The following is a 26,947-nucleotide window of genomic DNA, read 5'->3' on the forward strand; positions in this document are numbered from 1 at the left end:
AATACAATAGTGTTGATTCACTAATTTCGATATTTCTTATTCTACAATATAACAAGTAACTGCGGAAGTTAATCGCAGGTAAAAAGTCCCTGTTTTTTTGCCTTACTATGAGAAATCCATGCATCTGTTCCAGCTGTTCCCCAATGTTCTCCATCATTACATCGATGCTTTTCTCTTAAAAAGCAAGCGCGGACAGATGGTTTTTTCTTGCCAGAGTATTGTTGTAAATTATTACCACAAGCATATACCCATCCTTGCTTGTCGATAGCGTAAGCTCTAAATCCTGTTTTACCATATTTTATAGGCCAAGCATAACAAATGAAATTCTTTTTTTGTTCTTTGTTTTTGTAAATGGATATATCACTTTCGTTTGAAAGTAAATATATGTAAAAATGGTATCCGCATAACGTTGAAACCCCATTTTTGATATTTTCTGTTAACCTTTGAAGTAATTTATTTTTTGAGAGTTCTGCTAGTTTATTAAGGCCAAGGTATGAATCCAATTTATCACCATAAAGATGCTGTTCACTCCAAATAGTTCTAAAAATTTCATTTACGCAAAAATGAGTTTTTTGCTTTTGGTATATTGACGATTTTTCTCGGACAACTACAGTTATAGTAATAGAAACAACTAAAACAATAAAACAAATTAATCCGATAATTAATTTTTTATTCATACTTTTCCTATTTAGCTACAGTTATCACTAATTTGAAATGCTACAGAGTTTACTTATTAAATACTTTCACGAATTTCACATAGATCTCTGAATATTTTTTGAATGTGTGGACAGTTGATTTTTTCTATTGCCGACATAAATTCGCTCAAGTCTTTTTTGTATATGTATTCATAAATACTCGCTTGCAAAATCATATCCAAGCGATCCATGTTTTTGACAAACTTGGCTTCTGGTGTTTGCTGCTCTTCGTACTCTTGCCACAATTCAATGTAGTATGCGCCGCGCGCTAATTTTGCTAATAATTGTTCCATTGCTTGTTGTTCTAAGTGTTGTTTTTCTGTTTTGGTGATTTGGTGTTGTGGAGTAAAGTCTCCTGTGTATGCTTCGGCAATATCATGTAGCAGACACATGCGCATAATTTTCTCGGTGTTTAATTCAGGGAACAAATGGTCAGCGACTATCATCGCTAGTGTCGTTAGAGAAAAAGAGTGCTCGGCAACGCTTTCACAGCGCTGGCGAGCAACTCCTCTTTGTAACCATCCTTGGCGATACAGTTGTTTTAGCTGGGCAAGTTCAAAGTAAAATTCGATGATTGGATTGGGTTTTTTGTCTTGTATAAATTGTATAGGTGGATCACCTTTCGTTTCCATTAGGTTCCTTAATTTGCAACGATGGGCTGTGCTTTTAAGCGAGGGCTTATGGTTGTGGTGTTGACAAACAGCGATCCTTCTTCGAACCATGACTTGGGAGCAGCATGTCCCCATAAAGTTTGACGTTGCGCGTCGTGAAGTCCCCAGCGTATAGGTTTAAAGTCAGGGTCGACTGTTAGGTAGTCACTGCTATAGAGTTCAATGCGGTGACCATCTGGGTCGCGGACGTACAAGAAGAAGGCGTTTGAAATTCCATGACGTCCTGGTCCGCGCTCAATGTTATCTACATATCCACTTGTGGCCATAACATCGCAAAGATGAATAATATCCATCGCTGTTGGACACCAAAAAGCTATATGATGTAGACGTGGTCCTATTCCGTTTGTAAGTGCCAAGTCATGAACATTTCCTTTGCGCTGCATCCACACTGCCCATAGTTGTGGATCGTCGTCATCGGTTTCTGTGTACTCAGTGAGATGAAATCCTAACTGTTTACTGTAAAATTCATGTGATTTTTGGACATCGGGCGTAAAACAGTTAAAGTGATCTATACGCATCGGGCGACAACCGCGGTAAGTACTATATTTTTGCAAATTGCGTGCAACTTGCGGCATCGATGCGTAAAACTCGATAGGCATCCCCAAAGGATCGCATGTTTGTAGTGTATGATGTCTATCATTGTTAAAATTCACTGGCAAATTTAGCTGTTGTAGTAATGCTTCTATTCGCGACAAATCTTCTTTGTTTTCTACCTGGAACCCCATTCTTTTCACTATTGGTTCACAAGATTTTGTAAGAACCACACAATGATGACTACTTTCTTCTAAACCTCTTAGATACAAGGAGTCTTCACATTGTTCTGTTTCTATAAGACCAAGTATATTAATGTAGAAATCGCGCGATTTTTGTATGTCTGTAACACCTAGTTCAATGTATCCGCTGCGAATTATATTAAAAGGGGTTTTGCGCGCTGGATGGTAAATAGCCATCAAAAAATCCTTTACTTCGGAATAAATGTATAGCGATTCAAATGTGCTACTGAGCACCTAACTTTGGAATATTGTGTTCGCCCATTGCAATCGCAATATTTTTGGTTTCCATATAAAAATCAAAACTATAATCACCACCATCGCGACCAATACCGCTATCTTTCATACCACCAAAAGGCGTTGGTAAATGGCGTACATTTTGTGAGTTTACCCACACCATTCCGGCATTTATTTTATGAGAAAAAGAATGCGCGCGAGTGATATCTTTTGTCCATAGGTAAGCTGCCAACCCGTAGCGAATGTCGTTGGCGATTTCTAGAGCTTGTTCTTCGGTATCAAAGGGAATGGAAACTAAAAAAGGGCCAAATATTTCTTCTTGAGAAATACGCATTTTGTTATCTACATCACCAAACAATGTCGGGGAAAAGTAATGCCCACTTGATTTGTCCAAATCTGTTGTGTTTTGCGCGAGTAGCTTGGCGCCTTCTTCTTTCCCTATTTGAACATACGATTGGACTTTTTGTAGGTGTTTTTCACTAATAAGTGGACCTATTTCAGTTTTAGGATCAAGCGGATTTCCTATTTTGAGGTTTTTTACTCGTTGTGTAAGTTGCGCGTTAAATTTGTCGTAGATCGAACGTTCAATAAGAACACGGCTACTAGAAGTACAACGTTCACCATTCAAACTATATTTCATAAAAATAACGGCGTCTACGGCGCGCTCAATATCAGCATCTGCGAATACTACTACCGGATTTTTGCCACCGAGCTCAAAATGAACGCGCTTTAAAGTATCGGCTCCTTGGCGCATGATAGAGCTACCTGTTTTCGATTCACCTACAAATGCAATTGCCTTGACATCAGGATGCTCGGAAAGGCTTTTTCCTGCAGTTTCGCCGTAACCATGCACAACGTTTACAACCCCTGGTGGAAGTCCTGCCTCTTGCATTAATAGCGTTAAACATTGGGCTGTCACTGGACTGAGTTCTGCGGGTTTGTGAACAACAGTACATCCGGCAGCGAGAGCAGGAGCTATTTTCCAAGTGCTCAACATAAATGGTGTATTCCATGGAGTAATAATTCCGACAGGTCCTATTGGCTGACGCACTGTGTAGTTAATGTGCTCGTCTGCTGGTAAAGAAAGACCGTTTCGCGCATTGACTATTTTATCAGCGAAGAAACGAAAATTATCCGCGCCGCGAATGGCGGCTTTTTGCATAAAACGTATAGGTTGTCCTGTGTCAAGTGATTCTAATATTGCGATTTCGCGGGCATTTTTTTCTATAATTTCGGCGATGCTATATAATAAATCGCGGCGCTTTTTTATGGAAAGAGTACTCCATGAAGGAAAAGCGTTTTTTGCAGCTTGTGCAGCACGATCGACATCTTGAGATTTACCTTCTGCTACCATGCAAATAAATGAGTTATCGTGAGGGCTGTTGTTGGCAAACATTGTATTGTCTAGTGAGGGTACACATTCGCCGTTAATAATATGAAATAGAGGTTCTTTTTTGAGCTTTTGTCGTAGAACAGAGGCTAAATAGATGTTTTCGTCGTTTGTCACATTTGCTCCTATCTGTTATTGTATAATTTGATTTTCTAATGTTCCGATAGCGTCGATTTGAATGCGGACTGTATCTCCAGCGTGGATATGTGAAATGCCTTTTGGAGTTCCGGTCCAGATCATATCGCCGCGATTTAAAGTCATGAATTGCGAAATGTAAGATACCAATTCTGCTGCACTGTGTCGTAAATTTTTAGTATTGCCTTGTTGACGCAGTTCACCGTTTACATAAGTACGGATTTCGCAATTTAATGGGTCGACTTCGTCAGCTGTTGCAATAACAGGCCCAATAGGACCAAAAGAATCGAATCCTTTGGCTTTAATTGGCGGACGATAATAATTGCCGACAAAATCGCGTACAGTGCAGTCATTACCTATTGTATAGCCAAAAACATAGTTGAGGGCGTCTGCGGTGTCGACTTTGCGACAAGAGCGTCCAATAATAACGACAAGTTCCCCTTCGTAGTGCATATAATCTACTTGTGGACGCGTTATTTTGGCTTGATGTCCAACAAATGTATGTGGCATTTTGTTGAACAAAATAGGTTCAGGTGGCACTTCAAGTTTTAATTCTTCCGCGTGATCTGCGTAGCCAAGAGCAACCCCAAAAGCGGTAGCACCTCGCGGGTCCATAGGAGGTAACCACATAACATCTTGTGGATCATAGGCAACACTACCTACCCACAATTGTTCTTTTTTGTAAACGGCCTCATGTATTTGGCCATTATATGCAAATCGTGCAAATTTCATGTTATTGCTTTCTAGTAAGTAATGACTACTGATTTGTGTTCTGTATAGAGATCAAAAATCTTATTACCGTGTTCTCTACCGATTCCCGATTGTTTGAAACCACCAAATGGCAGGTTGGGATCTGTACGTACAGGAGAATTGACAAATACTGTTCCTGCTTTTATTTGCGGAACTAAGTGGTGGACTTTTGATATATCTTGCGAGTAAATACTGGCAGCAAGGCCATAGCAACTATCGTTGGCCTTAATGATGACTTCTTCTTCATTGTCAAAAGGCATTGCAACGAGAACAGGACCAAAAATCTCTTGTTGTACAGCAGCCATTTCGTGGGTAGTATCAACGAGAATTGTTGGCTCAACAAAAAAACCTTGTTGTGGTAAATTTACACTATCGCCAAGTTTTTTTGCGCCGTTAGCCACAGAATCTTTTATGTACTGCGTTACTTTTTGTTGCTGGTTGCGCGAAATAAGTGGTCCAAGATCTGTGTCGTTGTCCATGCCACATCCTAACTTCATTTTTTCGGCTATTTGCACAACGCGTTCTACTGTCTCATCGAAGATGTTTCTTGCGACGTACAGGCGCGATCCAGCAGCACATATTTGGCCTTGGTTGTAAAAAATACCTTTGGCAATAAAAGCTGGGAGTAAACTTAAGTCTGCGTCTTCGCAGACAATCACCGGAGATTTTCCTCCCAGTTCTAAAGATAAACGCGTCATATTTTCTATGGCGATGTGACCAATTTTTTTACCGGTTTGCGTTGAACCAGTAAAAGTAATTTTGTTGATTCTAGGATGTTCGCACAGAAATTTACCTGCCGTGTGGCCATAGCCAGTAACTACATTGACAACTCCAGCAGGAATTTCAGCTTCTATAATTAATTGCGCTAAACGCAGAGAACTCAGAGGAGCTTCTTCTGAAGGTTTTAACACCACCGTACAACCACATACTAACGCTGGTACGATTTTCCAAATAGCCATCGCAAGCGGCATATTCCAAGGTATAATTGCTGCAACAACGCCGACAGGTTCACGCTTAGTGTAAGCAAAAAACTGCTGACTTTCAGAAGCAAAAGAGACATCGAGTGTGTCACCGGTTATTTTTGTTGCCCAACCAGCCATGTATCTCGTAAAGCGAACACTGTTACTTACCTCGCGCTTGGCATCTTTTAATAATTTGCCATTTTCATGAACAACGAGCATTGCTAATTCTTCTGCATTTTTTTCGAGTAAAGAAGCTAGTTGTAATAGTTTTTCTTCGCGCTGAGTTGCAGTATAGCGCAACCAAACTTTGCTCGAAAATGCTTTATTTGCACTACTTACGGCTTCATCAATATCTTCAATACACGCATCGGGAACTGTTGCAATGAGCTGCTCGTTTGCCGGATTGACAATTTCGATTTTTTGCGTCGCGTTTCCTTGGAATTGTTTCCCGTCGATAAACATGCTGTGGTCGAAGTCTCTCATGAAATTTTCAAGATTTTGTGGTACCATGGTCTATTCCTCTGCAATTAATTGATATTGTAAAGCAATATTGCGCAGTTTAGCATTGTTTTCTTCTGAAACAGCGCTAAGCGGTAAACGAACCTCAGGAGAAATTTTCCCCATCATACCTAGAACTGTTTTTACAGGAACAGGATTGATTTCCAAGAAAATAGCATCGTTAAGTGTCATCATTTCGTAATGTAAGTCCTGCGCTTGTTGCCATTTGTTGTCGCGAACAAAGTTATAGAGGTTGGCAACTTTTGTAGGAAGTAAATTACCTGTAGCGCTTATATAACCAGCGCCGCCTATAGCTAAAATTGGAAAGCATAAAAGTTCAATTCCCGAATACACGCAAAAGTCGCGCCCCATTCGCTGTAGTAAACGATTGATGTGCTCAAAATCTTTATTGGATTCTTTGACACCAATGATATTTTGATGATGTTCTTTTAGCCGGGCAACAGTGTCAATTGCAATATTCACAGCAGTGCGTCCTGGTATATTGTACAGTATAATCGGTAATTCTACTTGGGAAGCTACTTGTGAAAAATGTTGGAATAGTCCTTCTTGACTTGGGCGTAAATAGTAAGGAGCTATTAGCATAATAGCGTTTGCCCCTATCTGTTCGGCGTAACGGCTTAGTTCTATGGTTTCTAAGTGGTTTGCCGATCCTGTACCGGGTATAAAAGGCACGCGCCCATTTACTGTTTCGCACGCGGTTTTCATTACTTGTTTACGTTCCGTTATTGTGAGAGAGCTTGGTTCTCCTGTTGTACCAGTTACCGAAATTCCATGACTGCCACTAGCAATTTGCCACTCAATGAGTTGTGATAAAGAGTTATAGTCAACTTCCCCGTTTTTAAAAGGTGTGACAATAGGAACAATGGAGCCTCTGAAACTACTCATAAAAATTTCCTTAATTGTTGGTGACGGTTTTGTGGTTTTGGATTCCGAATGGTACAACAAAATTGTAACATATAAAATGAAATTTGTATAACGTCTGTTATAATAACTAGCGCTGTGTCGTTTAATTATGAATTTATACGAAAGGAATTTCAATGCGATTGAGATATTTATTATTAGTGATGATTTTTTGCTTACCAGCACTAGCAGATAAACAAAAAAAAGATTTTGATGTGCAGCAAAAACTTGAAGAAGATGTGCGTATGTTGTGCGAAACAATTGGAGAACGTAATCCTTATAAATATGAAAAATTGCAACAGGCAATGAAGTATATCGACAAAGAGGTTCCTGAAAATTTTGTGCGGAAGCATCAAACTTATACCATTAAAAATAAATCGTACACAAATTTAGCTTTTGAAAAAAAGGGTAGCAAAAAAATTATTGTTATAGGCGCGCATTATGATAGTGCCATGGGAACACCTGGAGCAGATGATAATGCTTCTGGGGTTGCGGTTCTTATCGCCCTAAGTCATATGTTGAAAAACTACGAAAATAAATACACTCTGCGATTTGTGGCTTTTACTTTAGAGGAACCACCATATTTTGCTTCAAATAACATGGGAAGTGCGCGTTATGCTGCGCTAATGGCGAAACAAAAAGAACAAGTGCAAGCCATGATTTGCTTAGAAATGTTAGGTTTTTATTCCGAAGAGCATATACAAAAGTATCCAGATCCAGCTTTGAAAAATCTATACCCAGCGCACGCAAATTACGTTGCAGTTGTCAGTAAATTTTCTGACAGTATGATTACTTCTAAGTTTTATAAGTTGTTAAAGAGTAATAATTCTTTATCAACGCAACTGCTTATTGCTCCTCCTCATCTTACAGGTGTTGATTTTTCGGACCACCGCTCTTTTTGGGAATACAACTATCCGGCGTTTATGATTACTGATACCTCCTTCTACCGTAATGATCACTACCACAAAGCAACGGATGTAGCAGAAACTTTAGATTATAAAAAAATGGCTATTCTCACCTCAGCGCTAGCCAAAACTATTCGTACTTTTGATCAAGATAAAACCACAAAGAAGTAGACGTAAACATCTTATTCGTTAGCAGGTCATTATTTGTATTTTTTTGATGTTACAGGAAAACTATTTTTCAAGTACCATGTTAAAATAGAAAGGAACAAAAAATGAAATTATTAATGGTTTTTATTTTGTTTGTAGGAATAACACTGAGCTTTTCGGATGACTCTGTGGAACAAGATTTACACACATTTGTAGATGCTTGGCATCATGCAGCAGCTGTTGCTGATGAGAAAAAGTTTTTTGGGAGTATGGATGAAAATAGTATCTATATTGGAACTGATGCTACTGAACGTTGGACTAAACCAGTGTTTCAGAAATGGTGCAAATTTGCATTTGCGCGTAAATCGGCATGGACATTTATTCCTCTTGAAAGAGAACTTTATATAGCCAAGGACAAAAAATATGCGTGGTTTGATGAAACACTTAATACATGGATGGGAATTTGCCGTGGATCAGGAGTTGTAGAATACAGCGATAACACTTGGAAAATAAAACACTATCATCTAGCAGTTACCATCCCTAATGAATTGATCACCGAGTTTACAGATCTTGTAAAACAAGATCCATATCAGCCTGTTGTTGAATTTGACACGAAAAGATCAGCAAGTAAAGATCTTGCTTATGCTATTTTACATGCTAAGAAAAATAAAAAAAGAATTCTCATTGAAGTTGGTGAAAAAGATTGTATGAAATGCCAAAAGTTTTTTGCATTTATTGACAAACAGCAAAAAATCAAAAACTATATTTCTGAAAATTATGTAGTTCTACGTGTAAGTAACACCGAAAAAAATCGATCTATTTTGGCTAAGTATTCTGCTAATGTTCAAGCTCCATTTTGGTTTACGTTAAATCATAATGCTGAACTTATTAAAATGGCAACTAGCGAAGGCTTTTTGGAACAAGGTGACTACGACGCGAATAAAATCATCTTGTTTTTACGAAATTCCTAAAACACTTCGTGGATAATTGTACAATGTATGTAAGTCGTTACTTAATTGTAGCAGATAGTTTTTGTTTTCAAGATGCGACCATGGCAGTGGTAAAGAGTTTTCTCCTAAGTATACTCCGCTAATAGCTCCAACCATTGCTGCTATCGTATCGCTATCACCGCCGTGAAAACCTGCTTGTAAAATACAGTCTTTGTATGAATGCTGGTTACATAAAAAAGTGTAGAGCGCAAATGGTACTGATTCACTAGCAAGTGTACCTGTTCCTAAACGACGAGCTGCGACAGATGTGTCGTTGCAGTGGCAATAAATGTCTTCGAGAAGTATGAGTTTTTCGATCATTTCTGGCGTGCGTGAAAAAACTTGTAAAGGACGAATAAAGTTATTGATCGTAAGTTCTTCGCGGCGGTAAGCGGCTATTGCGATTGCTTTTGCTATAATTGCAGCGCCATCAATTCCTACTGCGTGAGCGTTTGTAACCGCTGCGCAGTTTTCGACAAGAGAGTACAAGTCTTGGCGATGACCGTATAACAATGCTAACGGTGCGATGCGCATTGCCGCTCCATTTCCATATGAACCTTGTCCACCAAAAAGACTTTGTGCAGCCTTGCGATACGAAAGCCCTTGGTTATTTACTCTTTGAAAAATAATAGGTGGTCCAGCAGCATACCCACGCCAAGGTTCTTTATAAAAATTCGTTGCTAACGTATCTCCTAAATGCTGTTCATCAATTCCTCCATTTGCCAGAATAGACTCACAGAGACCTATGACCATTGCGGTATCATCGGTATATGTTAGGTCTTCCAAAAGGGAAATTCGCTGCTCAAGATCGGTGAGATACTGGTGTTTTGGTATTCCAAGTGGATATGCAAAAGCCATGTTACCAATAGCATCACCTAGCGCACTACCCACAATACAACCACGGAATCTTTGCCGAGAAATTTTTGTGTGCATATTGAAACTCCTAAAGCGACTTATAAACTATCATTTTCTAAGTGACCTGCCAAAAAAAGTTCCCCACTTGGATATGGGATTTAAATTTATATTTTTGGTGGGTTATTTAGTAGACGCGTGAAGGACAGTTTAGTTTAGTTGTTAGTTTTCCTTAACGCTTTGTACACTTAAAATGCAGTTAGATATACCAGCAGTAATTATTGCTAAACCTCTCCAAACAATCGTGCTACGGTTTAAATGCTTTGCGCAATAAATAGGCATTTTCCAGCAAAAAATCGATATACAAGGAACTAATATAGAAAGCATGAACTCTGAAAAATTTTTAGCGTTAATAATAAGAATAGGAAATGCGCCGCCACTACAAAAAGTAGCAAAACGTATAATTTTACTCGTTATTAGAGAACGCGGTGTATTTTGTTGTATTGGGTTGGTATATTCTTCGCTAGTGGTTTTTTCCATGGAATGCTTTCTTTAAAATTAGTGGTTTTTTGTAGAAGACGCCATATTTAAATATACTTAAAAACAAATAGTTTTAAAAGGAATTTTACAAAACGAGAAATAACGTTTCTCCTTGTCAGGTAAGTCAACAAACAACTAGAGAATTTGCAAAAAATGGGCTATAATAAATGCTGACCTAACCCAACTTATTGGTGCTTTCAAGGTGGAATATCTTATGACAACTTGCAGAAGAGCAGAAAAAATAAGTAAATAACCTCTTTTATAAAGTTAATAAATAAAAGAAAACTCCACCTTTAACTTAAAATTTACGGAGTTCATTATGAAAGTTCCTGCTATAAGAGGCTTAATGGATCGAAGAATACTTGCGAACTATCGAGTAGATCCACAGGTAATGGCAAAGGTTTTGCCTGCGCCTTTTCGGCCAAAAGTTATTAATGATTATGCCATTGGTGGTATATGTCTTATACGATTAAAAAAAATTCGCCCAGCATTTTTACCTTTTCCTTTTGGAGGAACATCAGAGAATGCAGCACATCGCATAGCTGTAGAATGGGACACAGATGGTAAAACTCACGAAGGTGTTTATGTTCCTCGTCGCGACACAGACTCTTATTTAAATGCAGTAATTGGTAGCAAGGTTTTTCCTACTTTACTCCACTATGCTGCGTTTGAAACAAAAGAAGAAAATGACAATTACTATGTAGCTATGAAAAGTAAAGATAATACAGCTTTTGTCGAAGTAGAAGGGCACCTCATTTCGGAATTGCCAAAAACATCTGTTTTTAAAAATTTGCAAGAAGCATCTGTTTTTTTTGAAGCAGGGGCTGTAGGATACTCTGACACGCGCCAAAAAGGAAAGTATGATGGTATTGAGTTGCAATGTAAAAATTGGAAAGTTGAAGCTCTGCAAATTGAAAATGTTCGCTCTAGTTTTTTCGATGACATAGCAAAATTTCCTAAAGGAACGGTTGAATTTGATTGTGCTTTACTTATGAGAGATATTGACCATAAGTGGCATAGTCGTAGCGCTATTTGTTGTTAACTACTTCGACTTAAAAAATACAAAATCTGGCATAAGATTTGCATATTTCTCTTAAATGAAAACAAAAAACTCAGAATTGTTAGAACAACTCAGTTGTAAAAAAACACAAAAAAGCGCTGCTCAAGAGTTGAGAAATAGAATTATGTCAGATTTTTTGCAAGATAACGCAAGCCATTCTGGCCTCAAACAACAGGTACATCGTTTAACTTCTCTACTTATTAAGAAGCTGCATGATGACCCTAACTTTTTAACTACAGATACTGCTTTGTTATTGTGGTTGAAAAAAAATATCTATAGCAATGAGAATCCTGAAAATTTAAAACCATTGAACCATGTTTTGCCAAAATGGCATTGGGATGAATGGAGATATAAGGCAAGCCCTATTGTTGGAATAAGTATAAAGAACTCTGTTGTTATCGTTAGTTGGAGCGAAAGTGAATTAGTATTTCACACTAAGACATATCTTATTCCAGATAAACAAAATCTATATAATACGTTCGTTAAAATTCGTAAATTAATTCAAAATCATTTGCATTTTAACTCTGTTAGAGCTGTGATCGCAGTACCTACTTACTTCAATGATAGGCAGCGTTCCTTTGTAAAAGAACAAGCGAAACTTGCCGAAATTGATTGCTGCCGTACTATTAGTAAATCGACAGCAACGCTACTATTTCATCATCTCAATGAATACCAAGAAAATTGCTATGCTATCATTGATTTTGGCTCTGACCGCACAGATATTGCTGTTGTAGATACAGAAGACGAAATTTATGAAACATTAAACCATGTTAATGAAAAGATCGGCATCGAAGATTTTGACCAAGAGATTATTGAGTGGTTGATAAAACGTTTTTATGAGCAAAATAGTGTTGATCTATATAAGGTTGTTAGCGCTGTTGAAAGAATAAAAGGCGAAGTTATTGAAGCTCGCATAAGGTTAATGACAAATATCGAAACTGTGATTTCTGTTCCATGTATTGCTTATGGAGATGGGCGGTTGTTACATTTATATTTTGTTATCAATCGCGCTAAGTATCGTAAATTGACAGCTAGCGTGTCGGAAAAAATTTTAAGCATATATAAAAAAGTCATTGATTCCAATAGAATAGAAGAAATTATTGTAATTGGAAAAATGGCAAACATCTTGAATTTTTGTCTACCTAGTTTTGTTGGAAGTACAGTTTTACCAGATGAAGTTATCGCAAAAGGAGCAGCTATACAAGGTCGCGGTCTTGCTGGCGCTTATTTGCCGTCTATTATCTTAGGAGAAAGAGAAGAACAAGAAACGCCAACCAAAATTTCTAAAAAAATATCAATTGATAAACTCCCTTCACGGAAACTACCACAGTCAGAGTTACAATCAACGGGAGACTTATTATTACTTGACGTAGCTACAAGTTCTGTTGGAATGGAAATTGATGGTAAGATGGAAGTTTTAATTCCTCGCAATTGTGCAATACCAACAGAAAAATTTTACCCGCTGTTTTTAAATAAAAAAAATATCGATATTCACATTCTCGAAGGAGAGCATTCTGATCCTAAAAATAATCTTCACATTGGTACTCTTAAACTTAGGAAACTTGCTAAAAAATCAAAGATAAACATTCGCTTTGTAATAGATACAAATGGCGACACTTGTGTTTATGCTAAAAATATTGATGGTGAATTAAAAGGATTTTTGCGTATTGATAGTGATAGAACCTATCAGAAGACAACACCAATACAACATGATTCTTATTTTGAAAAATACTTAGGTGAAGAAGCTGGTAATCCAGGACCGATAGAGAGAATTTTTTGCAAATCTAAATTTTTAATGAAGTGGTTACAGCAAATTGTTGGTTTTTATTTTATTTTAATTGCCCAGATATTTGATGTTATTATCGATACTGTTGTTGGTTATTTGATGAGAATTTACCACTGTTGGAAAATGTATTCTGCTCTCGAACGTCGTCTTACTAGAGATACGCCTAACAAACAGTTAGAAGCACTTGTCAAAGATTTTACTTGCGTGCGACATCAGCTTTCTAGAGTGTTGCAACTGTGCAACTATCATCCAGAAGATCACTTTAGAAATAGAGAGTTTGAACAAATAAATATTCGTTTTCCATTAGAACTTGCCATTGAAACAAGATGTACTTTAGAAAACATGAAACAAGATCTGTCGCTGGTAACAGATCAGCAAGCCGTTACCTTAGCAAAGCGCACAACAATAGATGTACTGAAGAGTTTTATTCCTAATCCTGTGGAGGCTTTAACTAGATGGAAAGATTTCTTAGTGTTAGTATTTTTTGCAAATTATTCGCGTGCAGATGTGGAAAAATCTTACATTGAATTCGTAGACGTATATCGCAATTTGGTTTGCACAATGAGTTGTTATTGTAATCAACTAGATCTTTATGAACAAAAATGGCGGTTACATCCACATGAAATTGATATTGTACACAGAAGTAATTATGCATTATCACAAAAAAAATCTTTAGAAAATTGCATAGACGAAGCCAAAATAAAAATTCAAAAATTAATATATACACTATTCTGTTCTTACAAGTTTATTTCACCACGTAAATGGAAACGCTTAGATTTAATTAGAGAAATTCAAAAAATGAAAGAATGCGAAAGTTGGCAACCTTTCTGGGTCTTAGAGTGGGAAAGATGGTTGACAAATCAAGTTATGAAGTTGCAAGCAACAAAAATAGACGATATTGAGAAGCAAAAACGTATAAGTGAAAAGAGTAAGTGGTTGAAACGTTATAAATTACAACAAAAAATGTTTTTTAAGAGCTTTTGAATTTGAAATTTTAGTTTTGTAAAGTGCAATTGGTTCTGATTCTCTAGTCAAGGGATGTACTTTAATAATAAGTCTTTTTTATTATAGCGAAATTTACTAGAGATCTTATATGTTGTAATTCGCTATCACTTATTTTTGTGTGGCTTAAATCTAGTGTAGTGAGATTTGTTAGAGATTTTATGTGCTGTAATCCGCTATAACTTATTTTTGTATAGCTTAAATTTAGCTTAGTGAGATTTGTCAGTGATTTTATATGTCGTAATCCATAATCACTTATTTTTGTGTGGCCTAAATCTAGTGTAGTGAGATTTGTTAGAGATTTTATGTGCTGTAATCCATAATCACTTATTTTTGTGTGGCTTAAATCTAGTGTAGTGAGATTTGTTAGAGATTTTATATGTTGTAATCCATTGCTAGTAATGTTTGTATCGTTCAAATAGAGTTCTATGAGATTTGTAAGTAGTTTTATATTTTGTAATTCACTAGCCTTTAAAGACCTACAACAATTCAAATTTAAATATCTGAGATTTTTTAATTTGTCAATATTTTTAATAGTTTTTAAGTTAGAACAAGCCCATAAACTAAGGGTTTTCATCTGTGTATATGCTAGTCCGTCTATACTTTTTAATAATGGACAACAACTTAGCTCTAAACTTTCTAGAACAGTTAAATTTTTTACGCTTCCTAATTTTTCTAGTGAATCCCAATGATGAAGTCTTAGCTCTTTGAGGTTTTTTAGTTGTTTAATAGGAAAAAAAATTTTCAAAGGACCATGGCACAAGTCTAATTTTGTAAGATGTTTAAGATTTGTTATTCCTTGAAAAGAACCACTTTGATAACAACGCATAGTAAGCGATTTTAAATTCAACAGATTTTCTAACCATTTTATATTTTGTACATTATTTACATTTAAAAATTGTAGCTGTTCTAGGTTCTTTAGAGGTTTTGAATCCTCTAGATTCCATGTATTCTCCAAGAAAACTAAATCTTTGAGTTGCTTTAAATTACTTAGCCCCTCTATGTTTGTCAAAGAAAGACAACATTTTATCTCTAGTTTTTTTAAATAACTATGGTTAGTTAAAAAATCAAGATTATTTAACAAACCACAATTCTCTATTTTGAGAGACTGCAAATTTTTCATGTTCGAAAGACCTTGTAAACATGTTAATTTGCGGCAATTTTCAATATTTACAGAAACGACTTGTTTGAGGGGTTGCAATCCGTCTAGGTTTTTTAACTCATAACAATCTTGTAAGTTTATAGTTTTTAAATTAGGAATATTTAAAGAGCCGATTTTCCTTAGATAAAACGGACCGTCTTCCTCTGGTTCAGAGTACCCGTAGATTCCCAAAGTAGTTAAAATTTTTAGTTTTGATAAAACATTATTATCTTTTTCTAAAGATGGGTGACCAATAATTTGTAACTCTTCTAAGTTTTCTAAGTATGCTAGAACATCAATGTTTTCTAACGATAAGCAGTCCCTTAGGTCCAACTTTCGCAATTTAGAAAGTTTTTTTAAGGCGTCCAAGTTTTCTAAGTCGTCACAATCTCTTAGGCTCAATTCTGTTAACTCTGTAAAATTAGCTAATGCATCGATATTTTTCATATAGTTATCAACTAATTTGAGTTTCTGGATATTTTTTAAATTTGGGAAATTTTCTAGGCTTGGTAAACATTGGTGGCTTAGATCTAGCTCAATCAAATTTGGTAATTGTGGGAAACCTAGAAGACTATCTGCGCCTTCTAGTAATTTTAAAAACTGTATGCTTTCTAATTTTGCCGTGCTTGTATTTCGTAAATCACTAATTTTATACTCATATAACTTTCCAAGAGCATTATTTGTCATATATGCGCTCCTTATTTCTGTTTTAAAAGATATGGCTTGTGTTGCAAATAGTACCACTTAGAAATTACTTTCGCTGTTAAATTTTTATTTTTTTGTAACAATGCCAATAGTATTTGGTTATTTTTGCAAGCAGTTGATTAAGGTGTGTCTTTATTCTTATTTCCAATAATTTGGCGCTTTTAAACACTGGTTTTGCTACTTTGAAAGCGCATAGCAAAACTACCACTTTCAAAGTGCCGCTCTACGATTTAAAATAACTCGAATTTTGTAAAATCTAAATAGGGATACGCTCTAAAGTTCTCCACTGGAAAGTTTAGTACACTGAAGTTGTACACATGGTTAATGTTTCGCTTTTAAAATTTCTTAGAGCAACTTTCTAGACCTAATATTTTATTATTTTGTGTATAGGCAAGTTGTTTTTTGATTGATGGTATATGTGACTTTCTGGTATTATTATAAAGTGAGTTGTATTTGTAGAAGTTGTAAATACGAAGGTATTTCGCCAAGTCACTATCAAGTAGTGAATACTTCAGTAGGATATAAAATGACCGAAAAAAAATCCCCCCACAACAAACATGGTGCTGAAGATGGCGACGGCCAAATGCGCCTTGATAAAAGACTTACTGTTAAATTAGAGCCAGGTAAGTCGTTAAATTTTAAAAAAACAACTGATGCCGATTTCAAAAATATATCAGATTTGGATGATGATTTTGATAGAACAATTGCTACTGGTGTAGATTTTAATCAAGCGCTGCAAGATGCTCAAAACGCTTTATCTGATTCTAATGAAAGGCTTGATCAAACTATTGCTACCGATGTAGATTTTGTTGAAGCAGTTCAAAATAATGAGCACACTCCGCCCCGTTCTAACACAGTTTTTGATCAAACTATTGCTACCGATGTAGACTTTGATCAAACAACTCAACATAATCAGTCCACTGAAAATAAACCTGATTTTAATTTATTTGAAAGAACAATAGATGTTGATGTAGATGTTGTCTCGCACAAAGTACAAACTTCAGAGATTAGGCTTATTGGTCGTTATCATGCTACTACTGAGATTGGTAGTGGAGGTTATGGAACTGTTTATAAAGGTTTTGACCCAAAACTTGGTCGCGAAATTGCGATAAAGACGATTAGATTTGATAAAAGTCTTGTAGAAGAAATTGAGTTCTTTGAAAAAGAAGCAAAAACTCTTGCCCAGTGTAATCATCCTAATATCGTCCAGGTTTATGACGTTGGACGACACAATAATAATCCTTACATTGTGATGGAATTTGTAAATGGTCCGGATATTTGTGAATACATGGAAAAACAAAGGGCAGAAAAAGACATAAAGCACATTCAGAAAATGGTTTGTTCGAATATGATGCTTTTAACAGATGCACTAGCGTATTTACACAAACATAAGATATATCATCAAGATATTAAGCCAAAAAATATTCTTGTTTCTTTGAACAATCACTGCGCTAAACTTGTTGATTTTGGTTTGGCAATTGAAAATCCTAACGCGCAACACAGTGAGGATATGTCAGGTACATATGCTTATATGCCACCTGAAAAATTCGAAGGGAAATCCACGGCTAAGATGAATGATATCTACGCTCTTGGAGCTGTTTTTTTTGAAATGTTAACCGGAAGACCTGCGCATCCTGGAAAAACAAATACGGAAGTGGTTCAACATGTTTTAAGCGCAGAGGTAACTTTTACTCATGAGGACGGCATCGATGAGCAGTTAAGAAATATTTGTCTAAAGTGCTTAAAGAATGATTCTCGCGAACGTTACCAAGACATCTCTCAAATATATAATGACTTAGTTCAATATTCGGGAAATGCTGTAGATATAAACGAATATCCTTATTTATTACTAACTGTCGATGAAAAAAAGTTAGTTTTTCCACTTACGTGTGAAAAAAACTTTATTGGTAGAACATTCGTTAATCAAATCGTTATCCCCGACGTAACAATTTCTCGTACACAAGCGCTTATCGAACTAGGCAGTAACAGAATTACAATGAAAAATCTTAGCGAAGTAAATAAAATTAAAGTAAATGACGCGGACATTGGATACGAGAAAGAGATAGAACTAACAGGACACGAGAAAATTGAAATAGCAGGATATACTTTCCACCTTATTCCAAGATCAGAAGTTTCGGAGTACAAAGAAATTGTTGTAGATACAGAAGATGGTTCTGTTGTTGGACATGTTATTTCTCACATTTCTGATTCGCAAAAACAAGCGGAAGATTTAGGTATTTCTCACGCGCAAATGGACAACAAAATGTTCGAACAGACGATATCGGTGCAAAGTAACGAGCCTTGTGTAGAGGAAGATGAAAAAATAGCTTTTGTGGCTGCCCCAAAAAGTAATAAATTGCAAACGCAAGATATACAAAGGCTAGAAGCATCTGTGCGCGAATTACAAGAAACAATTCGCTATTTTACAGAAAAGCTAAAAAACACATAAATTTAAGTTGATGCGCCATTCAAGTAAAATAAAAACGAAGTAGTTCATTATTTAGGAGATATGTTAAATTATTTATCATATCTCCTAAATGGAATATTCTAGTTACGAAAAAACTTTTCTAAAAATCTTTCCCACAATGTTTTGTGAATATAAAGATGCCAATCTAAATTATCATACCATTTCATATCATCATTGTAGAAGCGGATGAAGTACTGTTTTACTTCGCTAGCAGATAATGTGCTTGAACAAATATAAATTTGTTCATTTTTATCATAAAATCTCAAACTAAAATTCTCAAAGTTGTGCCCAGAAATGCAAAATAAAGATGTACAACCTTTAGACAAAGTGTAGACGTTGCCCATTACATCGGCCATATCCCACTTTTCGCGATTTTCAAAAGCTCTGGCAATGTCATCTTCACTAGGATTATCAATATTACCAATTGTATTGGCTTCAAGTCTCATATCAATCTCGCTAATTTGGGCTAGTTAGTTTGCTGTACTCTTTCGGGTGTGTCGATATTTATCTTTTCAATAAATTCGATACTTTGGGAAACTCGTTTCGTTGTTTTTCAATTATAGAAGAATACTATCCGTTTTGAAAATGCTTTGCTATTGTCCAAAATCACTCAAATTTCAAAAAAGCCTAAATGCCGACGCACCCTATTTCAAGATTATTAATCTTCAATTATGTTTTTAACACGACCAACTTCGCCTGACTCCAACATAACCTTAATACCATGTGGATGAAAAGATGAATTTGTTAATATTTTTTTGACCACTCCTTCAGTAAGATTACCGCTTCTCTGGTCTCGTTTTTTAACAACTTCGACTGTTTGTCCAACATGGATAGATGATCTGTTTTGTCCCATTTTCTGTCCTATCTATAGAGTGTAGGTACTGCGCGCTTTAAAATATTTTGATTTGTTATAGCACCGTGTTTTGTTTTTTGAAATAAATGAAATCTTACTAATTGTCAAGCGTCTAACAAGAAATATTGTGATCGGTAATACAAAGGTGTTATAATAAAAATATTCACCAAAGTTAAGAAAAAAATTATGATTATACTGCGTTTTGCGGTTACAACTTCCTTTTTTATTATTTAGTGAGTTTCAAATCACATAAATTACAAATTGCAAAATATAACAGTAGTATAGAAATTGAATATAAAACAACGAAAGAAAGTAAAATGAGTACACTTATTCAAGTAATGAATGTTGAAAAACTATATGGCAACCAAGAAATATTTAAAGAGGCTTCCACGGTAATTAATAGTGACCAAAAAATAGGAGTTATCGGCAGAAATGGCGCTGGTAAATCAACTCTTTTTAAAATTATTATCGGTGAAGAAGATGTCGATGATGGAAAAGTTAAAATACATCCAGACACACGCATTGGTTACTTAGAACAACATGATCCTTATACCCCAGAAGACAAGGTACTTGATTTTTTAGAATCTTATACCCAAAGAGAATCTTGGGAGTGCGGTAAAGTTGCCGCTCAGTTTCAATTGTACGATAAAGAATTAGAATTGCAAATCGGAAGCCTTTCTGGCGGCTACCAAATGCGAGTGAAATTAACGGCAATGTTGCTAAAAGAACCAAATATTTTAATGCTTGATGAGCCTACAAACTTCCTTGATTTATCAACTCTATTACTACTAGAGAAGTTTTTACGCGGTTATAGAGGAGCATTAATGGTTATCTCCCACGATCGCGAGTTTCTTGAGCGCACTTGTAACAGTACGCTAGATGTCGAGCATTGCCAATTATCTTTGCATTCCTTACCGCTGGGAAAATATTTAGATTTCAAACAACAGCAATTAGAAATGTATATAAAACAAAATGAGCAAACAGAAAAAAAGCGCCAACAACTTCAGCAATTTGTAGATCGTTTTGGAGCAAAAAATACTAAAGCGAGCCAAGCACGTTCTAAAGAAAAACAAATTAGTCGCTTACAATTTGTCGATGTTAAACAAGCTTTAAAAACAGTGCATATACATATTCCAGAAGTAAGTTCGCGTAAAGGTCCGGCAATAGAGCTTAAAGATCTTGCTATTGGTTATCCTGAAAAAATGGTGGCAAATGATATATCCTTTACTATAAATCATGGAGAAAAAATTGCTATTGTTGGTGACAATGGTCAAGGAAAAACAACACTGTTAAAAACATTAGTGGGAGAATTAGAACCGAAAGAAGGTTCTTTTCGCTATTTCGCACACATGGATATTGGTTACTATGCACAACATGTTTTACGTAATTTAAACGAAGCACTTAGTATATATGAGTACTTAGACTCTGTTACTGTTGAAACGACTCCGCGCGAAAAAATACTGCAAATGGCAGGAAGCTTTCTATTTCGCAATGATGATCTGAAGAAAAAGATCTCTGTTCTTAGTGGAGGTGAGAAAGCGCGTTTGTGTATGGCGGGACTTTTACTTCAAAAACACAATTGTTTATTTCTCGATGAGCCCTCCAACCACCTTGACTTTGAAACAGTGGAAGCGCTTGCTATAGCTCTAAAAAAATTCGAAGGTACTGTATTATTTGTAAGCCACAATCGCGCATTTGCTCGCTTAGTTGCGACAGAAATTGTCGAAGTCAAACAAGGAAGTGTACTGCGTTACTACGGAAACTACGACAGTTATCTAGAGGATTTAGAGAGAAAACTAGATGAAAAACCGCCAGAAGATGACTATGAAGAAGTAAAAGAAGAAAAGAAACCTGTGCCTAAAAAGCAAATCGACTTTCACGCAAAGCGCAACCTTAAAAAAGAGCTAAGTAAACTAGAAAAACAAATAGAAAAAAGTGAGAAAGAAAAAAAAGAACTGGATGACTGGTTTCACAAAAACGCTGTAATATATGATGAACAAAAAACGCAGCGCTACCAAGATGTAATAGAAGAATTAGAAAAATTAGAAGAAAAATGGCTTGAAATCCAAGAGCAATTATCATAATTCTTACAGTGAAAGACAATGTGGTGAATTCGAATCCCAAATATTCTATACTTGAAATAGAAAGACGTTGGCTGGTAAATGAAGCAAAATTACCGGATCTTGAGTACCTAGTATATTTTATTATAGAAGATTTGTATATTGACAACAGCCGCCTACGACTACGCAAGATGTATAATGATAAGGAGTGCATATATAAATTAGGAAAAAAGTATGGCAAAACTTCTATTATGAGTGAACCCATTGTCAATATCTATTTAAGTAGACAAGAGTATGAGATGTTTTGTGGTATTTTAAGTGGCAAAAAATTAGCACGCAAACGTTACAAATACAATTACAAAGGCCACAACTTTTCAATAACCACATGTGAGAAGTATCCTATTATTGCCGAATGCGAATTTACAAACGAACAAAGTGCTTTGAGTTGCCAAGTTCCACAGTGGTGTGCAAAAGAAATTACAGCTGAATTTGAAGCTATATCTTTTGCACATTGCTAGGTTTCGATAAGAAAAGAGAAGGTAATTGCGAGTAGTTAAAGGAAAAATCTTACAAAAAGTAGAAGCAAATCTAGGATCCTAAAAAAATAAGAAGTTCTCTTCTTAGAGGTTTAAAAGTTGTAGGAAATCCAATAAGTCGCGTTACTTACCCGAGGCACCTTTCTTAATCCACTCTAATCCTTGTGGTGAAAACCACGTCAATTGCCCTAATGAATCATCATTGTCTTTTGCCTCTTGTACTATTGTCGTTTGCGGTGTATTCTGATCTAAAGAAATTGTTTTTCCGGTAACAATTCCGATGCAGAAAATAGTTGATGCGGCAACGATGTAACGAAAATATTTAGGACTTTTACGTGTTGTTATTCGACTTTGCAACTGTCGTTGAAAGGAAAGTACTTCAAAGTCGCTAACTTTTAGAACTTGTAATTCATTTACCGTATTTTTCATATTCTCAAGGATATTGCGACAATTTTGGCAACGATTCAAATGGCTTTTTGTGTTTTCATCAGGTGTTTCATAAACATAGGTCCCAAGCTCTTCTTGAATTTTTTTACAATCGTCCATGACTTTCCTTTCCTAAATTAACAAGTGCTCGACTCAACTGTTTTTTTACTGTGCCTTCTGTAACATGCAACATTTCAGCTATTTTTTTTATAGGTAAGTTTACTTGATGGCGCAACAAAAAAACAGCTCTTTGTCCCTCTGGCAAAGCAATGATTTTTTTTTGTAGTATTTCTAATTGTTCTTGCTGTTCTAATTTATCACAAGCTGACTGCTCTAGTTTTGTTTTTTGGTTTTTTTCACGTGCCTTGCGCGATTGATTTTGCTTATAGAAATTAATTGCGCGGCGAATTGTAGTGCGATACAACCAACCTTCGTAATTGTCGATATTTGGTGTACGCAGCAAAACCATAAACACATCCTGAGAAACATCACGTGCGTCTTCTATGTTATGGAGAACGCCTCTTGCGAGGCGCAAAACCATTGCCGAATATTGCTCTATGATTTTTTCAATGTTCATATTAATCTTCTACAACAGAGACAGCTTGTAGCATTACATTACGGTTGGCTAAAGATTTTCCATTTGTTTCCCAAAAAACACCGTTTTTTTCTATTCTTTCGCCATTGGTAGAAATTATTCTTCCCGGCAGTGTCAGATGCACTTTAAAATTTTCGTCCATGATATCTTCTGAAAGTTGATATAGCTTTTTTGCTTTGTGAATATGCTTTTGAATTTCTGATACAGGATACGATGCAAAGTTCTCATTTAATATTTGGCTGTTGTATTCGTTTATTTTTTGTTCAGACAAGGTAATTTTTTGTGCTTGTTGTTGTTTCGAAAGACTTAAAAATAATTCTATGGTCTGCGCTGAAATAATTTCTCTGTATTTTTCGTCTAATTTTGAAAGAGTATTGTCTATTGCCGATAGCGCAAACTGTTTTTCTATAATCGCTTGTCCTAGCGCATCTTCTATAATTAGGAGGCGCTTTTTTACTTCAAAATTTGCCAAACCATTTAAGAATTTACTGCGCTCTTCTAGAGATAAACTATCAATACCTTTTTTTGAAACGCGTTTGGTTAATTTTTGGTCTATCTCTTGTTTTTTTAATCGTTCAAACTTCCACCAATCACGTCCTTGGTACTCTCGTGAAAAGAAATAATAGGTTTTGGAACCGTTTTTTTCTATACGCAAATTTTGTTCGATTTGTAAATCTTCTTCTGAAAAAGTGAGTGCTTTTGTGTAACTATCGATATTGGCAAACTTTCCTGAAGCCTTATGGACAAATCTTTTTTTATCGTTCTCTACAATTTCTTTTTGTTCTACTGTAAAAGATTTACTAGGTAGCTGTAAACCATTCACTACATCTTGCTTGTCACCTTTTATTTTCCACTTAGCGTATATTGAACCATCTTTGTCAATCTTGACTTCTTCTTTGCGTTCTAAACACCCTGTTAAGCCAATAAATATAAACAGCAATAAATATTTTGTCATGGTGTGATTCCTTTATGTAAACTAGTTAAAATTTTGTGTTGTTTACTATAAAGACAAAGTAATCAATGAAAAGGATGACAAGTTTTTATATTTTTTTTGTTTGCGAAGTTGTGGTAGCAGATTGATACACTAGTTATCTTTTGTATTAACTTTAAAATTATAGATTAAATCTTTTGCTGTTCCCTTTCCTCCTTCTTTGCCATCACTGCCTAGCGAGATTATTTTAAATTTATTTTTTCCTAAATAGACATATTGATATTCGTTTTCCCATGGATCAATTGTTGGAATGAATTTACTTATATGATGGTAATCTTTATCAAGTAATTTCTCTACTTTGTCTGGTATTGCCCTGAATTTTAGATAATAAAATATTACAGCAGCCTGATATGTACGACTTTCTCCATTCACTGTAGCAACTTTTCCATGGTATATATTATCATTCCAAGCGTGCCTAACAAATAAAAGAAAAGCAACAAAATACGCAAAAAACACCCACGTCACAGGATTTTTCATTTTTATACTCCGGATTATATCTTGTGGTTTGACTATCTTTGATTAAAGACGTTATTTTTTATACGTGGTTTAGTGGAAAGGGAAAACGCTGTGGGTTTAATTCATGAAAAAAGCGTGCGAAATTACACGCTTTTTATTTGCGGTTTGTTAATTGGCGATGTCATATTTTTTGAGTAATGCATCTTGTTGAGGACGTCTACCACGGAATCTTTCGAAGAGAACGAAGGGATTTTCGCTACCGCCTTTTTCCAGAATATTTTGGCGAAAACTTCTACCAACTTCGGGATTGAATATTCCTTTTTCTTTGAAAAGTTCAAAAGCATCGGCTTCCCAAACTTCTGCCCATTTGTACGAAAAATAGCCTGCGCTATATCCGCCAGCGAAAATATGATTAAAGGCTGCTAGAAACAAAGTATCTGGTAGCATTGGAAAAAAGGATAGTTTGTTGTGGATTTGTTCTGAGAATTCGAAAAGTGGTGTTCCATCGTAGTCGAAGTGAAGATGCATATCGAGTAGACTAAACTCTAGTTGTCTACGAAGTACAGTGGCGCTGTGAAAATTGCGCGATGCGATGAGTTTGTCACATAAATCATCGGGAATCACTTCTCCTGTTTTGTGATGTCTTGCAAACATTTTAAGCGCTTCTTTGTCCCACGCCCAATTTTCTAAAAATTGCGATGGCAATTCTACTACATCCCAAGGAACACCGTTTATGCCAGCAACACTATACTCATTGCATTTGGTGAACAAAAACTGTGACATATGGCCGAATTCGTGGAAAAGAGTTACCACCTCGCGATGATTTAGTAGTGCAGGAGTGTCTTCGGTTGCACGAGTGGCATTACCACCAATAAGACCAATCGGCATCTCAAAACCATCTTTTGTTCTTGATCGTCCTACCACATCTTGCATCCATGCGCCGCTGCGTTTAGTTTTTCGCGGATGATAGTCGAGAAAAAATTCCCCCAATATTTCGCCCGCACTATGCGCTTGAAAGTAACGTACTTCGGGATGCCAGCATTTTCTCGGCTCAATTTCTTTTACTTGCACTTCGTAGATTTTATCGACGATTTCGAATAGACCTTTTAGTACTGAGTCGATAGAAAAATATGGGCGAAGATCTTCTTCGCTAAAGTCGAGCTGTTTTTTACGTAACTTTTCTAAGTAAAAAGAATAGTCCCATGCTTTTAAATCGCCGCCATCTGTTTCTTTTTTAAATTGCGCAAGATCTTCAAATTCTTTTTTAGCTGGCTGTCTGGTTTTTTCTTCCAAAGAATATAAAAACTCTAGTACTTTTTCTGGTGACTCAGCGGTTTTTTTTGCAAGGGACAAATGAGCATAAGTTTTAAACCCCAGTAGGCTTGCTAATTCACTGCGTAGTTCTAGAATTTCTTTAATTAAAGGACGATTATCCTTGCCTTTACTTAGGCCACGCTTACTGTAAGCCATATGTATTTGGCGACGTATGTCTTCATTGTCGACATATTTGAGTATCGCATTTACCACTGGCATTTGCAAAGTACACAAGAACCCTTGCATATCATTTTTCGCTGCCTCTTCTTTTAAAGAAGTTTTTATTGATTGCGGCAAACCATTTAGTTCGTTTTCGTCGGTAACTAGTAACTGAAATTCTCCTGTAGAATCTAAAACATTTTCACCGAATGTAGATTGTAGATTACTTAACTCAAGAACAATATTTTTGTATTTTTCTTTTTGCTTTTCTTCTAGCGAGGCGCCATGTAAACGAAAATCTCTCACATAGTTTTCTAAAACGGTTTTTTGCTCTACAGAAAGTAATTCTTTCGATAGTTTCTCCAAATGATTATATATGAGAGAATTTGAACGCAAGGTGGTCTCGAACTGCGTTAACAGCTTGCGGCCTTCGTTGTAAGCAACTCTGATTTCTGACGAGTTTGCTAAAAAGTTTAAGATTGTCACAGGGGACCATAGACGATCGATTTTTAAGCTGATTTCATCTAATTTACAAACCAGCGTATTGTAACTATGGTTTTCGCCTTGTGCTATATTTTCTATGATTTGTGTACAATTGTTAATTGTTTCTTTTACTGCGGGAACAATGTGCTCTGTTTGTAGAAGTGAAAAATCAACACAGCCATGTTCAATTAAAAGAGGATTGTTATTCATAAATTTTCAATTCTAGGTTTTATCTAACAAAATATTTTGCTAATTTATATAGGTAACCTCAACTGGTTTTTATTTTGACAGTTGAAGTTTCTAATACACTACTAGGGGTTTCTATTTTTATTTTAGATAACTTAGTTGTTCTAGATTTTGTTACTTTATAAGTACATGTACTTTTGAAAGTACGTTGCTGCGCTCTAAAATAACTTGAGTTTTGTAAAGTCCAAATAGAGATACACCCTAA

24 protein-coding genes are annotated in these 26,947 nt (G+C 35.9%); 7 read left to right on the forward strand and 17 right to left on the reverse strand.

Features of this window, described 5'->3' with window-relative positions; all coding sequences use genetic code 11:
- Positions 1 to 68 precede the first annotated feature (68 nt).
- From UABHE_RS19855 to hpaI, 7 genes are read right to left on the reverse strand one after another with little or no spacing between them, the layout of a single operon-like run.
- Positions 69 to 677 (reverse strand): hypothetical protein, encoded by a 609-nt coding sequence (locus tag UABHE_RS19855; protein ID WP_372364998.1) that lies wholly within the window; start codon positions 675 to 677, stop codon positions 69 to 71.
- 56 nt (positions 678 to 733) lie between these two features.
- Positions 734 to 1,327, reverse strand: a complete 594-nt coding sequence (locus tag UABHE_RS19860) for an HD family hydrolase (RefSeq protein ID WP_372364999.1) — start codon at positions 1,325 to 1,327, stop codon at positions 734 to 736.
- An 8-nt stretch (positions 1,328 to 1,335) separates the two neighbouring features.
- On the reverse strand, positions 1,336 to 2,316 hold the full coding sequence (gene hpaD / locus UABHE_RS19865) for a 3,4-dihydroxyphenylacetate 2,3-dioxygenase (RefSeq protein WP_372365000.1): 981 nt from the start codon (positions 2,314 to 2,316) through the stop codon (positions 1,336 to 1,338).
- Positions 2,317 to 2,362: 46 nt separating this feature from the next.
- A complete protein-coding gene (gene hpaE, locus UABHE_RS19870) occupies positions 2,363 to 3,880 on the reverse strand; it encodes a 5-carboxymethyl-2-hydroxymuconate semialdehyde dehydrogenase (RefSeq protein ID WP_372365001.1) in 1,518 nt (505 codons plus the stop codon).
- Positions 3,881 to 3,895: 15 nt separating this feature from the next.
- Positions 3,896 to 4,630, reverse strand: a complete 735-nt coding sequence (locus tag UABHE_RS19875) for a fumarylacetoacetate hydrolase family protein (protein ID WP_372365002.1) — start codon at positions 4,628 to 4,630, stop codon at positions 3,896 to 3,898.
- A gap of 11 nt (positions 4,631 to 4,641) precedes the next feature.
- The gene (locus tag UABHE_RS19880; RefSeq protein WP_372365003.1) at positions 4,642 to 6,120 is read right to left on the reverse strand and encodes an aldehyde dehydrogenase; all 1,479 of its coding nucleotides are present in this window, start codon (positions 6,118 to 6,120) and stop codon (positions 4,642 to 4,644) included.
- Between the two features lie 3 nt (positions 6,121 to 6,123).
- Entirely contained in the window at positions 6,124 to 7,014 is an 891-nt protein-coding gene (gene hpaI / locus UABHE_RS19885) for a 2,4-dihydroxyhept-2-ene-1,7-dioic acid aldolase (RefSeq protein WP_372365004.1), read from the reverse strand.
- Between the two features lie 152 nt (positions 7,015 to 7,166).
- Here hpaI and UABHE_RS19890 point away from each other — a divergent pair, with 152 nt between their 5' ends.
- A complete protein-coding gene (locus UABHE_RS19890; RefSeq protein WP_372365005.1) occupies positions 7,167 to 8,105 on the forward strand; it encodes a M28 family peptidase in 939 nt (312 codons plus the stop codon).
- Between the two features lie 101 nt (positions 8,106 to 8,206).
- On the forward strand, positions 8,207 to 9,052 hold the full coding sequence (locus UABHE_RS19895; RefSeq protein WP_372365006.1) for a nuclear transport factor 2 family protein: 846 nt from the start codon (positions 8,207 to 8,209) through the stop codon (positions 9,050 to 9,052).
- Here the strand turns inward: UABHE_RS19895 and UABHE_RS19900 are convergent.
- Both UABHE_RS19900 and UABHE_RS19905 read right to left on the reverse strand, forming a co-directional pair.
- Positions 9,038 to 10,003, reverse strand: a complete 966-nt coding sequence (locus UABHE_RS19900) for an ADP-ribosylglycohydrolase family protein (protein WP_372365007.1) — start codon at positions 10,001 to 10,003, stop codon at positions 9,038 to 9,040. The genes UABHE_RS19895 and UABHE_RS19900 overlap by 15 nt on opposite strands.
- Positions 10,004 to 10,144: 141 nt before the next feature.
- Positions 10,145 to 10,462, reverse strand: a complete 318-nt coding sequence (locus tag UABHE_RS19905; protein ID WP_372365008.1) for a hypothetical protein — start codon at positions 10,460 to 10,462, stop codon at positions 10,145 to 10,147.
- A 319-nt stretch (positions 10,463 to 10,781) separates the two neighbouring features.
- On the opposite strand from UABHE_RS19905, the gene UABHE_RS19910 reads away from it, so the two are divergent.
- Positions 10,782 to 11,504 (forward strand): DUF2071 domain-containing protein, encoded by a 723-nt coding sequence (locus UABHE_RS19910; protein WP_372365009.1) that lies wholly within the window; start codon positions 10,782 to 10,784, stop codon positions 11,502 to 11,504.
- Between the two features lie 142 nt (positions 11,505 to 11,646).
- Positions 11,647 to 14,292 carry an Hsp70 family protein gene (locus UABHE_RS19915; protein ID WP_372365010.1) on the forward strand — a complete coding sequence of 882 codons (2,646 nt, stop codon included), beginning with the start codon at positions 11,647 to 11,649 and terminating at the stop codon, positions 14,290 to 14,292.
- 61 nt (positions 14,293 to 14,353) lie between these two features.
- Here UABHE_RS19915 and UABHE_RS19920 read toward each other — a convergent pair whose 3' ends face one another.
- A complete protein-coding gene (locus UABHE_RS19920; protein ID WP_372365011.1) occupies positions 14,354 to 16,138 on the reverse strand; it encodes a leucine-rich repeat domain-containing protein in 1,785 nt (594 codons plus the stop codon).
- 544 nt (positions 16,139 to 16,682) lie between these two features.
- Here UABHE_RS19920 and UABHE_RS19925 point away from each other — a divergent pair.
- The gene (locus UABHE_RS19925; protein WP_372365012.1) at positions 16,683 to 18,605 is read left to right on the forward strand and encodes an FHA domain-containing serine/threonine-protein kinase; all 1,923 of its coding nucleotides are present in this window, start codon (positions 16,683 to 16,685) and stop codon (positions 18,603 to 18,605) included.
- 98 nt (positions 18,606 to 18,703) lie between these two features.
- On the opposite strand, the gene UABHE_RS19930 is transcribed toward UABHE_RS19925, so the two are convergent.
- Complete coding sequence (locus UABHE_RS19930) at positions 18,704 to 19,069, reverse strand: hypothetical protein (RefSeq protein WP_372365013.1); 366 nt, start codon at positions 19,067 to 19,069, stop codon at positions 18,704 to 18,706.
- A gap of 212 nt (positions 19,070 to 19,281) precedes the next feature.
- Positions 19,282 to 19,476: a YwbE family protein gene (locus tag UABHE_RS19935; protein ID WP_372365014.1), complete on the reverse strand. Its 195-nt coding sequence runs from the start codon at positions 19,474 to 19,476 to the stop codon at positions 19,282 to 19,284.
- Between the two features lie 317 nt (positions 19,477 to 19,793).
- Here UABHE_RS19935 and UABHE_RS19940 point away from each other — a divergent pair, with 317 nt between their 5' ends.
- Together UABHE_RS19940 and UABHE_RS19945 are read left to right on the forward strand one after the other, a co-directional pair.
- The gene (locus UABHE_RS19940; RefSeq protein ID WP_372365015.1) at positions 19,794 to 21,560 is read left to right on the forward strand and encodes an ABC-F family ATP-binding cassette domain-containing protein; all 1,767 of its coding nucleotides are present in this window, start codon (positions 19,794 to 19,796) and stop codon (positions 21,558 to 21,560) included.
- 23 nt (positions 21,561 to 21,583) lie between these two features.
- The gene (locus tag UABHE_RS19945) at positions 21,584 to 22,054 is read left to right on the forward strand and encodes a hypothetical protein (protein WP_372365016.1); all 471 of its coding nucleotides are present in this window, start codon (positions 21,584 to 21,586) and stop codon (positions 22,052 to 22,054) included.
- Positions 22,055 to 22,195: 141 nt separating this feature from the next.
- Here the strand turns inward: UABHE_RS19945 and UABHE_RS19950 are convergent, their stop codons facing one another.
- From UABHE_RS19950 to UABHE_RS19970, 5 genes are all read right to left on the reverse strand, one after another.
- Positions 22,196 to 22,618: a hypothetical protein gene (locus UABHE_RS19950; RefSeq protein ID WP_372365017.1), complete on the reverse strand. Its 423-nt coding sequence runs from the start codon at positions 22,616 to 22,618 to the stop codon at positions 22,196 to 22,198.
- A complete protein-coding gene (locus tag UABHE_RS19955; protein ID WP_372365018.1) occupies positions 22,605 to 23,075 on the reverse strand; it encodes an RNA polymerase sigma factor in 471 nt (156 codons plus the stop codon). The genes UABHE_RS19950 and UABHE_RS19955 overlap by 14 nt, the downstream gene beginning before the upstream one ends.
- 1 nt (position 23,076) lies before the next feature.
- Complete coding sequence (locus tag UABHE_RS19960; protein WP_372365020.1) at positions 23,077 to 24,048, reverse strand: hypothetical protein; 972 nt, start codon at positions 24,046 to 24,048, stop codon at positions 23,077 to 23,079.
- Between the two features lie 129 nt (positions 24,049 to 24,177).
- The gene (locus UABHE_RS19965) at positions 24,178 to 24,561 is read right to left on the reverse strand and encodes a type II secretion system protein GspG (protein WP_372365021.1); all 384 of its coding nucleotides are present in this window, start codon (positions 24,559 to 24,561) and stop codon (positions 24,178 to 24,180) included.
- Between the two features lie 147 nt (positions 24,562 to 24,708).
- A complete protein-coding gene (locus UABHE_RS19970; RefSeq protein ID WP_372365022.1) occupies positions 24,709 to 26,706 on the reverse strand; it encodes a M3 family metallopeptidase in 1,998 nt (665 codons plus the stop codon).
- Between the last annotated feature and the right edge of the window lie 241 nt (positions 26,707 to 26,947).

It is taken from the genome of Candidatus Uabimicrobium helgolandensis (assembly GCF_041508025.1).
In the GTDB taxonomy this organism is placed as follows: domain Bacteria; phylum Planctomycetota; class Uabimicrobiia; order Uabimicrobiales; family Uabimicrobiaceae; genus Uabimicrobium; species Uabimicrobium helgolandensis.

What these genes read in the sequence shown, in the direction of transcription:
- UABHE_RS19855 (WP_372364998.1), bottom strand. Translation starts at nt 677, where the DNA reads ATGAATAAAAAATTAATTATCGGATTAATTTGTTTTATTGTTTTAGTT.
- UABHE_RS19860 (WP_372364999.1), bottom strand. Translation starts at nt 1,327, where the DNA reads ATGGAAACGAAAGGTGATCCACCTATACAATTTATACAAGACAAAAAA.
- hpaD (WP_372365000.1), bottom strand. Translation starts at nt 2,316, where the DNA reads ATGGCTATTTACCATCCAGCGCGCAAAACCCCTTTTAATATAATTCGC.
- UABHE_RS19875 (WP_372365002.1), bottom strand. Translation starts at nt 4,630, where the DNA reads ATGAAATTTGCACGATTTGCATATAATGGCCAAATACATGAGGCCGTT.
- UABHE_RS19880 (WP_372365003.1), bottom strand. Translation starts at nt 6,120, where the DNA reads ATGGTACCACAAAATCTTGAAAATTTCATGAGAGACTTCGACCACAGC.
- hpaI (WP_372365004.1), bottom strand. Translation starts at nt 7,014, where the DNA reads ATGAGTAGTTTCAGAGGCTCCATTGTTCCTATTGTCACACCTTTTAAA.
- UABHE_RS19890 (WP_372365005.1), top strand. Translation starts at nt 7,167, where the DNA reads ATGCGATTGAGATATTTATTATTAGTGATGATTTTTTGCTTACCAGCA.
- UABHE_RS19895 (WP_372365006.1), top strand. Translation starts at nt 8,207, where the DNA reads ATGAAATTATTAATGGTTTTTATTTTGTTTGTAGGAATAACACTGAGC.
- UABHE_RS19900 (WP_372365007.1), bottom strand. Translation starts at nt 10,003, where the DNA reads ATGCACACAAAAATTTCTCGGCAAAGATTCCGTGGTTGTATTGTGGGT.
- UABHE_RS19905 (WP_372365008.1), bottom strand. Translation starts at nt 10,462, where the DNA reads ATGGAAAAAACCACTAGCGAAGAATATACCAACCCAATACAACAAAAT.
- UABHE_RS19910 (WP_372365009.1), top strand. Translation starts at nt 10,782, where the DNA reads ATGAAAGTTCCTGCTATAAGAGGCTTAATGGATCGAAGAATACTTGCG.
- UABHE_RS19915 (WP_372365010.1), top strand. Translation starts at nt 11,647, where the DNA reads ATGTCAGATTTTTTGCAAGATAACGCAAGCCATTCTGGCCTCAAACAA.
- UABHE_RS19920 (WP_372365011.1), bottom strand. Translation starts at nt 16,138, where the DNA reads ATGACAAATAATGCTCTTGGAAAGTTATATGAGTATAAAATTAGTGAT.
- UABHE_RS19925 (WP_372365012.1), top strand. Translation starts at nt 16,683, where the DNA reads ATGACCGAAAAAAAATCCCCCCACAACAAACATGGTGCTGAAGATGGC.
- UABHE_RS19930 (WP_372365013.1), bottom strand. Translation starts at nt 19,069, where the DNA reads ATGAGACTTGAAGCCAATACAATTGGTAATATTGATAATCCTAGTGAA.
- UABHE_RS19935 (WP_372365014.1), bottom strand. Translation starts at nt 19,476, where the DNA reads ATGGGACAAAACAGATCATCTATCCATGTTGGACAAACAGTCGAAGTT.
- UABHE_RS19940 (WP_372365015.1), top strand. Translation starts at nt 19,794, where the DNA reads ATGAGTACACTTATTCAAGTAATGAATGTTGAAAAACTATATGGCAAC.
- UABHE_RS19950 (WP_372365017.1), bottom strand. Translation starts at nt 22,618, where the DNA reads ATGGACGATTGTAAAAAAATTCAAGAAGAGCTTGGGACCTATGTTTAT.
- UABHE_RS19955 (WP_372365018.1), bottom strand. Translation starts at nt 23,075, where the DNA reads ATGAACATTGAAAAAATCATAGAGCAATATTCGGCAATGGTTTTGCGC.
- UABHE_RS19960 (WP_372365020.1), bottom strand. Translation starts at nt 24,048, where the DNA reads ATGACAAAATATTTATTGCTGTTTATATTTATTGGCTTAACAGGGTGT.
- UABHE_RS19965 (WP_372365021.1), bottom strand. Translation starts at nt 24,561, where the DNA reads ATGAAAAATCCTGTGACGTGGGTGTTTTTTGCGTATTTTGTTGCTTTT.
- UABHE_RS19970 (WP_372365022.1), bottom strand. Translation starts at nt 26,706, where the DNA reads ATGAATAACAATCCTCTTTTAATTGAACATGGCTGTGTTGATTTTTCA.